The sequence below is a fragment of the Photorhabdus akhurstii genome (assembly GCF_018448925.1).
Lineage (GTDB): Bacteria > Pseudomonadota > Gammaproteobacteria > Enterobacterales > Enterobacteriaceae > Photorhabdus > Photorhabdus akhurstii.
Genome location: NZ_RCWE01000024.1, coordinates 74,399 through 83,363, shown reverse-complemented (window position 1 = coordinate 83,363; position 8,965 = coordinate 74,399). Strand labels below are relative to the sequence as shown.

The 8,965-nt window shown below is 43.3% G+C and carries 7 protein-coding genes; 3 read left to right on the top strand and 4 right to left on the bottom strand.

The genetic code is table 11. The annotated features are described in order from the left end of the window. The coding region (locus EAE93_RS19310; protein WP_214040350.1) for a non-ribosomal peptide synthetase at nucleotides 1–2,862 on the top strand (2,862 nt) is incomplete at its 5' end. 58 nt (nucleotides 2,863–2,920) lie between these two features. On the opposite strand, the gene EAE93_RS19305 is transcribed toward EAE93_RS19310, so the two are convergent. Next, nucleotides 2,921–3,520, bottom strand: coding sequence for a TetR/AcrR family transcriptional regulator (locus EAE93_RS19305; protein ID WP_214040349.1), 600 nt, complete (start codon nucleotides 3,518–3,520; stop codon nucleotides 2,921–2,923). Between the two features lie 245 nt (nucleotides 3,521–3,765). Here EAE93_RS19305 and EAE93_RS19300 point away from each other — a divergent pair, with 245 nt between their 5' ends. Continuing rightward, nucleotides 3,766–5,040 carry an FAD-dependent oxidoreductase gene (locus tag EAE93_RS19300; RefSeq protein ID WP_214040348.1) on the top strand — a complete coding sequence of 425 codons (1,275 nt, stop codon included), beginning with the start codon at nucleotides 3,766–3,768 and terminating at the stop codon, nucleotides 5,038–5,040. A gap of 113 nt (nucleotides 5,041–5,153) precedes the next feature. After that, nucleotides 5,154–5,795, top strand: a complete 642-nt coding sequence (locus EAE93_RS19295) for an HAD family hydrolase (protein WP_036777710.1) — start codon at nucleotides 5,154–5,156, stop codon at nucleotides 5,793–5,795. An 11-nt stretch (nucleotides 5,796–5,806) separates the two neighbouring features. On the opposite strand, the gene hutC is transcribed toward EAE93_RS19295, so the two are convergent. From hutC to hutI, 3 genes are all read right to left on the bottom strand, one after another. Next, nucleotides 5,807–6,538 (bottom strand): histidine utilization repressor, encoded by a 732-nt coding sequence (hutC, locus tag EAE93_RS19290; protein ID WP_214040347.1) that lies wholly within the window; start codon nucleotides 6,536–6,538, stop codon nucleotides 5,807–5,809. Nucleotides 6,539–6,643: 105 nt separating this feature from the next. Then, nucleotides 6,644–7,600, bottom strand: a complete 957-nt coding sequence (gene hutG / locus EAE93_RS19285; RefSeq protein ID WP_040149206.1) for a formimidoylglutamase — start codon at nucleotides 7,598–7,600, stop codon at nucleotides 6,644–6,646. Between the two features lie 18 nt (nucleotides 7,601–7,618). Next, the gene (hutI, locus tag EAE93_RS19280) at nucleotides 7,619–8,857 is read right to left on the bottom strand and encodes an imidazolonepropionase (protein ID WP_214040346.1); all 1,239 of its coding nucleotides are present in this window, start codon (nucleotides 8,855–8,857) and stop codon (nucleotides 7,619–7,621) included. Between the last annotated feature and the right edge of the window lie 108 nt (nucleotides 8,858–8,965).

The window sequence follows — 8,965 nt, the reverse complement described above, 5'->3', positions numbered from 1 at the left end:
AACTTTGAAGAAAATCCGCCAGACAGTCGTCTGCCGTTCAGGCCGGTGACACTGGATGAATCGTTATACAGCCCTGCTAAGTTTGACCTGAGCCTGTTTCTATCCGATGGGCAAACCGATATTACCGGGTGTCTGAACTACGCCGTCAGCCTGTTTGCTGAGGCTGCCATCGAGAGACTGGCGGGGATTTATCAACGGGTGCTGGCCGCCTTCGTGGCAGACCAGACACAATCGTTGTCCGAAATTGACATCCTGTCTGCCCAGGAACGTTATACCCTGCTGCACCGCTGGAATCAGACCGACGCGCCTTACCCGCAGGATAAAACCCTGCAACAACTGTTTGAAGCTCAAGTGGAAAGCACGCCGGATAACGTGGCGCTGGTGTTTGAAGGCGAATCCCTGACCTATCGCCAGCTTAACGAACGGGCAAATCAACTGGCCTATGTGATCCGTGAACGCTGTCAGCCACACCATCATGTCCCTGTGCAAGCGGATACCCCCATCGCCCTCTACCTTGACCGCAGTCTGGACATGGTGATCAGTATTCTGGCGGCACTGAAAGCCGGGGGCGCTTATGTGCCTATTTCTCCTGAATATCCATTAGAGCGGGTTCGGTTTATTTTAGGCGATACCCAATCCCCCTGCGTCGTCACTCAGCAAAAGTATCTGGCAACGCTGGCGACAGAGACGCAAACATGCGCAGGACAACCGGTACTGATAGCAACGGATGACCCGACAATCACCGCAGACCAGCCGGTAAACAATCCGGCATCGGTAAACAAATCCTCAGATTTGGCTTATATCATCTATACCTCAGGCACCACCGGCCAGCCGAAAGGGGTCATGATTGAGCACAAAAATGTGGCTCATATGGCGGCGGCACAGGCAGAAATTTTTGATGCCGCCAAGAGAAAAAAAGCCTTAATGTTTGCCGCCTATGTATTTGATGGCTCTGTTTTCGAGCTCTTCCCCAGTTTATTTAATGGCCTGACGCTTTACCTTTGCAGCGAAACAGAACGTCATGCCCAGGCAATTGAAAAACTTATTCAACGAGAAGGCATTGAAATCGCTGCCTTACCGCCAGCCATACTCAAGCTGTTAATCGGCTCGCACTTACCTTCCTTGCAGTTATTAATAACAGCCGGAGAATCCCCCTCGCTCGATTTTCTTGACCATTTCAGCCGTCATAGCGATGTCCTCAATTCTTATGGTCCAACCGAAGTGACCGTTTGTGCGACCGAAAAGAGATATCAACCTGGAATCATCCCAACCAATATCGGCAAAGCCATTAATAATACCCGCCTTTACGTTCTTGATAATCACGGCAATCTGTCTCCTGTCGGCGCACCGGGAGAACTGTATATTGGCGGTGCCGGGCTGGCGCGGGGATATTTAAATCGTCCTGAACTGACGGCCGAATGTTTTGTGGCGAATCCCTTTGCCACCGCAAAAGACAAGGCTCGTGGTTATACCCGCCTGTACAGAACTGGCGATTTAGTCCGCTGGCAGTCGGATGGCAATCTGGAATATCTGGGCCGCAATGATTTTCAGGTCAAAATCCGCGGTTACCGCATAGAATTGGAAGAAATTAAAACCGCACTCACTTTGCACCCACAGGTAAAACAGGCGGTGGTGATTGATCATGAGCATAACGGCCATAAAGTACTGGCGGCATATCTGGTGACGGCAGAGGAACTGTCTGATGACAGCCTGACTGAGCATCTCTCTTCCCGCTTACCGGACTATATGCTGCCGGCCAGTTTTACCCGTATTGAATCCGTGCCCCTGACCCTGAATGGCAAACTGGATCGCCGCGCCCTGCCCGAGCCAGTTTGGGGGAATCGTGACAGCTATGTCGCGCCCCGCAATGCGTTGGAAACTCAGCTCTGTACCATTTGGCAGGCCATCTTGGGGCTGGAGCGGGTGAGCATTGATGATAACTTCTTCCGCATCGGGGGGAACTCACTGATGGCAATTAAGCTGACCACAGCGATACGCCATGAAATGGGGATTGATATTCCTTTAAATATTTTATTTAACTACAAATGCATTTCTCTGTTATCCCAATGGTTGGAAACAGGCAATACAAAATCTAGCTTGCTTAATTTATTAACACCTAAATCAACGGCAACAAATAAGCTGTTTATGGTTCATCCTGCTAATGCAGGTAGTGAAGTCTATGAATTTCTGGCAAATAATTTATCTAGCACGTATAACTGTATAGGCATCGATAATTATAATCTCTGTACAGATAATCAGATAGATTCACTATACCAAATAGCTCAAATTTATAGGGAGTTAATTCTGACTGAAACTTCTATTAATCAACCTATTCGCATCTTAGGATGGTCATTAGGTGGGCAATTAGCGATGGAGATTGCATTTCAATTAGAACAGCTAGGCGCAAAAGAAATTCAATTGTTCTTGTTAGATACTATAATCAATAATGATGAGATAAAAGAGTTCAGAGATAACTTAGCTATATCAAGTGAACATGGTCCCATCATTGTAAAATTGCGAAAAATGGGGGCAAGTGATACCTATATTAAGAAAGTTTTGGCAGCAATACCATTTGAACATAGAATGACTAACTGCAATTTAAGCGGGAAATTATCTTATACCAATATTACCCTATTTAAAGCAGGCCAAATGACACCATATTGCATAGATGAAATTCAATTAGCTATGGGTAAATTGATAACAAAAATATCAGATAATAATATCTCCCAATGGACAGTCAATCCATTAGTGATTACATTGCTTAATGATTATTATCATGAAAATATTATTGAAGCTGTTTCCATTATCAGCGAAAAAATAATCAACACGCGGTTAATTAAGGATAATATCAATATAACTTGATTATGGTTTACGGGGCCGGCCTTGCTGGCCCCGTCAGATTTCTAGTCGAAATGAACATTCAATCCCTAGCCAAACCACCAAACGCACAATCAATAACCTTATCGACAAATTCAGGTGTAATAGAAGAAAAAGAAACCATATATTTGTAGTAAATAGCACCGAAAATGCAGTCTAACAATAAGTCATGATCAGTATTAGAAGAAATTTCTCCCTGCTCGATAGCATGTAAAATGATCTGCTTTCCTGACTGTCGTCGTGGTTCAAGCCAGCGCTGAATAAAAACCTCCCTCACCTCAGTATCATACTGCGCCGCTCCCAACAGATACCTGAACAGCAACCCGCGCTTACTTTGCAACACTTCAATAAGTTTCTTAATGGTAACCCGCATGGATTCTATCACCGGCATCTGTTTGTCATAAATAATCAGAAGCTCAATATCATCAAAGAAAGCATCCATTAAAACCGCTGATACATTCGGCCATCTACGATAAATAGTCGATTTCGCAACGCCTGAATATAAAGCAATATGATTAATAGTGATATCTGCAATCCGTCCACTTTCAGCGAGAACAAGTGCAGCACTCAACACAGTTTTTGTCGTGTCACTATCGCGCGGGCGCCCACGTCTTAATGAGGATAGCCGCTCATGCTCACTCATAACTCCCTCCGTTTATTTCAAAAACTACCCATATTTAGGTATTGACAAATAACAACAGAAAAGCAAGTTTAGACGCTCTAATTTCGATACCAATAGTTTCGTATTTAATAAGGGTAATCGGAATAGAGTGCTATTTCTAGTAAAAAACGGGATGTACTCCGTAAAACCGAACAAACAATTCAATGCTCAACTCATAGAAAATGTTCCCAGGAACATCAATTCTGACTAAAGAATGGAGGAGAGAAATGTCTGTATATGATGTCGCTATTATTGGCGCTGGCCCAGCAGGTTTAGCTGCGGTACAGAAATTGAAAGGAAAAGGTTTACGAGTCGTACTAATCGATAATGGCAAAGCTATTCATGAACGCGATAAAGATAATCTCGTTGAGATAACCGAAGGACACGGCGGCGCTGGGCTGTTTTCTGACGGAAAATTCTCATTTTTTCCTTCTGCCAGTGCACTTTGGGAGTTACCAAACGAACCGGAATTACGGCAAGCCTATGAATGGACGTGCGCCACACTGAATACATATGGCCTGGACACACCACCATTTCCAACAAATCCTAAAGACTTTACAGTGGGTTCTGGAGAATGGGTATTAAAAGATTATCCCTCCAATTATATGTCTCTTGAAGATAGAATTAATCTTGTTGAAGATATGGTGCAAACGGCAGATGCAGATATCATCACACAAACTAAATTCCTGTCTTATAAATACGCCAGAGGAAAAGATTCTCTGATTATGAATTTAAGAGACAATAATGCTAATACTTATCAAATTGAATGCCGACGAATCATTTTGGCTAGTGGAAGATTTGGTCCATTAGAGATTGTTAATCTAGTTGAAAAACAATCTTTCAATCGGCTAGAAGTTGGATTCCGCATTGAACAACAAGAAGATTTAGCATTCTTTAAAAATATGAAGCAACTCGACCCGAAGTTAAAATTTCGGTCGGATGATGGCGTTATTGAATGGCGTACTTTCTGTGCTTGCCGGGATGGAGAAACAGTATTAACAAAAACCCAAGATTTATGGACCGTTTCCGGTCATTCTGACGGCCCTTCTACAGGACGATCTAATGTTGGGTTTAATACTCGTATTCTCGATGAAGATATCGCGGACCGAACACTCAATAATGTTGTCTCCGCCATGAAGCAAAAGGATTCTTACTTTAGAATCAAAGTACAAGATGTATTAGCAGGAAATGCCCACATCATTACACAACTTGTATCTATTTATGGCGAAGAGCTATTCGATAAAATGTTGCAAGGATTACGTAATATCATTAAAAAATTTCCTGAAATCGATCACGAGAATACGCATATCGTTGGTCCTACACTAGAAGGCGTCGGTTGGTATCCCAGTCTTGACGGCGATTTAAGCCTGGAAACTTCCCCTTATCCTGTATGGGTTGCAGGAGATGCTTGTGGAATTTTCAGAGGTATTGTTGCTGCAATGATTAGTGGTCACTATGCCGCCTCAGCGGTTCTTAAGACCTTGGCAGTAAAAGCCGCCTAATCCGTGAGCTAGCTGAAATAAGCGGGGGATTACTAAGATAGGTAATCCCTATATGTTTACCATCACAAACAGACCTACCTATCCCTATAACGAAAAAATTACTTGGGTTTATTATGAAAGTATTACATGTTTTTGATATGGATGGCACTCTTCTCACAGGAACCACGGCAAGTCTGGAAATTGCCCGTACAATGAATTGCCTGACAGAGCTTCATCTGCTGGAAAAACAATTTTCTCAAGGAGATATCAATACCAAAGAGTTTGCCGCTGAATTACAGTTTTTATGGTCAAACTTGCAATACGTTGACGTTGCCGAAGTTTTTTATGCCTCACCGTGGATTGGGGGAATAAAAGAGGTTTTTGACGATATCAGAGCCAAAGGTGAAGTATCTATGGTTATTACCCTCTCACCCGATTTCTTCGCCCAACACTTAAGAAAATTTGGGGCTGATATCGTTGTTGCATCAAATTTCCCTGCTTTACCTTTTCGTGAACCGGTTGATCCAGAAAAGATATTAACGCCTGAAAGTAAATTACAGATATTAAAAAAATATGTACAGGAATATGGGCTGAATTTGGAAAAGTGCGTTGCTTATGGTGATTCTGACTCTGACCTCCCTTTATTTAATGCCCTTACTAATACGGTTGCCATAAATGGGACGGATAAAATACGTGAAATCGCATTAATTCATTACGAAGGTAATGATCTATGGCAACCCTATCAGCTCATACGGAAAAAAATCAGTTGTGAATAATAAGGATACCGCTATGAGCTGAAACGTCCTTTCAATTTATAGCGGTTACCGGGAAATAGCAGCCTGGCACTGGAAACAGTGTAATGAGTGGACCAAGTTCGACGACTAATTAATAAACAAGGAGCTCCTGACTCAATTTGCAACAACTTACAGGATCGAGGATCGCCAGCAATAGCTTCCACAATGTGTTCACCTTCCGTTAGTGGGGCAATCATTGACAAATAATCGTGTGGCGTAAGCTTGGTAAAATCCTGTTGCAAATAGCCAGAAGCCGCTTGAGCATTGACATAACGATCTTCTATCTGAACAGGAACATCGTTTTCATAGTGAATAATAATCGAATGGTAAATCGGCGTACCGACGATAATATCCAATTCAGCCGCCTGTTTCACATCCGCATTCAGCTCGGATAATTTTAAGATTTTACAGCTATGCTGATGAGAACGAGCTGAAATCTCATCAGCAATGCTGTGAATTTCGAATAGCGCAGATTGTCCCTTCGGTTCAGCGACAAACGATCCCACGCCTTGCAGCCGTACTAATAATCCTTCAGCGGTCAACTCACGCAACGCGCGGTTGGCGGTCATACGGCTACAGTTAAATTGTTTAACCAATTCAGCTTCAGAGGGAACACGATCATTTGATTTCCATTCACCAGTATAAATTTTTTCAATGATGGATTGTTTCACTCTGGCATACAGAGGCGCAGGTTTGGCAAATGATCCTGATAAGTGCGTCGTCACAATAAATTCCTTATGCTGTAAAAATGTTAAGTGATTAATTACATTCACTTTATCAGGCTATCTTTGCCAAAATAAAAAACACAATAGTACTGTTATTCTAGATAATCAATACCACCAATGTGCTAATTGCCAGGCAATACGCGCCGCTGCTTTTCCACCTATGCCTTGCATATCAAATATTGGATTGAGTTCAACCAAATCAGCCGCCTGTAGTTTACCGCTCTGACAAATTGGCTGAACTAATTGCAAAAGGCGCTCTAATGGCATCCCCAATGCGGCCGGCGCAGAGACGGCTGGCATCTGATAAGCAGGTAATACATCCAAATCGATCGTCATATAAATCAAATCAACTTGCTGGAGTATATCTTGTATTTGCTGTCGCACCTTGTCCAGCATAGTTTCACGACATTGTTCATCCCAGATAATCGTGGCATTCAAACGGTTTGCCTCATCCACCAATGCCTGAGTATTAGACGCCAAACTTGCGCCAATGCAAGTATAGTGAAACTGGCGTTGATGTTGCTGACAATATTCAGCAAGTTGACGAAATGGTGTGCCGGAAGTAGGCTGCGGCGACCGCCGTAAATCGAGATGAGCATCAAAGTTAATAATACCAACACGTTGATGTGGAAAAGCATCATAAATGCCAACACCATGAGCAAAAGCCGTTTCATGTCCACCGCCCAATACCAAAGTACGTACATTCTGACGTTGGCATTGGGTAACGGCATCAGATAAGGCTTGTTGCGCCTCACATAATTGATTGGGATTAGCACGAATACTTCCCAAGTCCACCAATCGATCATGCCCTTTATGACTCGCCATATTTGCCAACGACTGTCGCAAATAATCAGGGCCTTGATTGGCGCCTGGCCTCCCCTGATTACGTTTTACACCTTCATCACATTCAAACCCTAATAGAGCAATATAGTGAGAAAATTCTTCCGGCGTAAAATACGGAGATAGTTTAACTGTTTGAAAAAGCCGAAGTGCATTATCCGCTTCTGCCAAATCATTTCGTCCTTGCCAAATAGTCGGCGAAGTAGCATGCCATAAATTCATTTACCGCTCCTTATCTGTTTATATGTTGGAATGAGTCATAACGCCACGAAACACTCTGGTATTCAAAGGGTTATGACCCAACTCATAAAAAATATCAACGGGATTTTCTGCATCCCAAACAACAAAATCGGCGTAAGCTCCTGCACGCAACTGCCCGTGACTCGGCTCTCTGCCCAATGCACGAGCCGCATGTCGGGTGACACCTAGCCATACCTCTTCTGGAGTCAATCCAAATTGGACACATGCCATATTCATAGCCATTCGCAAAGAGGCAAATGGGCTGGTTCCAGGATTAAAATCGGTAGATACGGCTATCGGCACATTAAATTGCCGCAATAAATCGATAGGTGGGCGCTGTGTTTCCTGCAAAAAGTAGAACGCACCAGGAAGCAAAACCGCTACCGTACCACTGTGACTGAGCGCCTCAACTCCTGCCTGATCTAAATATTCAATATGATCCACAGAAAGACCATGATAGCGAGCGACCAGTTCACTTCCGCCTAAATGAGATAACTGCTCCACATGGCCTTTTACCGGAATATTCCAACGTTGTGCTGCCTGAAAAAGCCGCTCAGTCTGCGCCAGATTGAATCCCATACTTTCACAAAAAACATCTACTGCCTCAAACAGCCCTTTTCGCCAGAGTTGTGGCAGGATATCTTTGCAAATCAGATCCATATAAGCGTCAGGATTATGCTTATATTCAGGTGGGCAAGTATGAGCCGCGAGCAATGTGGGGCTGATTTCTATCGGATTATGTCGCGCCAAGTTTTGCGTAACCTGTAGCAACTTTTCTTCATTTTCCAGATTTAATCCATAACCCGATTTAATCTCAATAGTCGTTACACCTTCGGCCATAAATGCGGCAAGACGCTGCTGCGCAGAACGTTCAAGTTGTTCATGAGAACTGGCCCGAGTCGCAGAAACTGTCGCGTTAATCCCCCCTCCTTGAGCACTAAGCTCAGCATAAGACATACCATTTAAACGCTGTTCCCACTCATAAGCCCGGTTACCACTAAACACTAAATGGGTGTGACAATCGATTAAACCAGGGGTAATTAGGCGTTGTTGGACATCAATAACCTGACAGCAATTCGTCTGTAATGTTGCGGTGGGTAAAATAGCTAAAATTTTGTCATCACGTACCAGAAGATCATATTCTTTTAATAATCCGTAAGCTGCATTGACAGCAGAGTCCATTGTTGCCAGTCTTGCATTGCGCCAGATGATATCAGTATCACGCAGTTCTATCGCCATGATTAGCATCCTGTTATTGGTCTATATCTGATAAATCAGGTTTCTAGTTGTATATACATTTAATTTCCAACCAACTGTTATTGTCAAATTATTTTGTTAACTACCGAG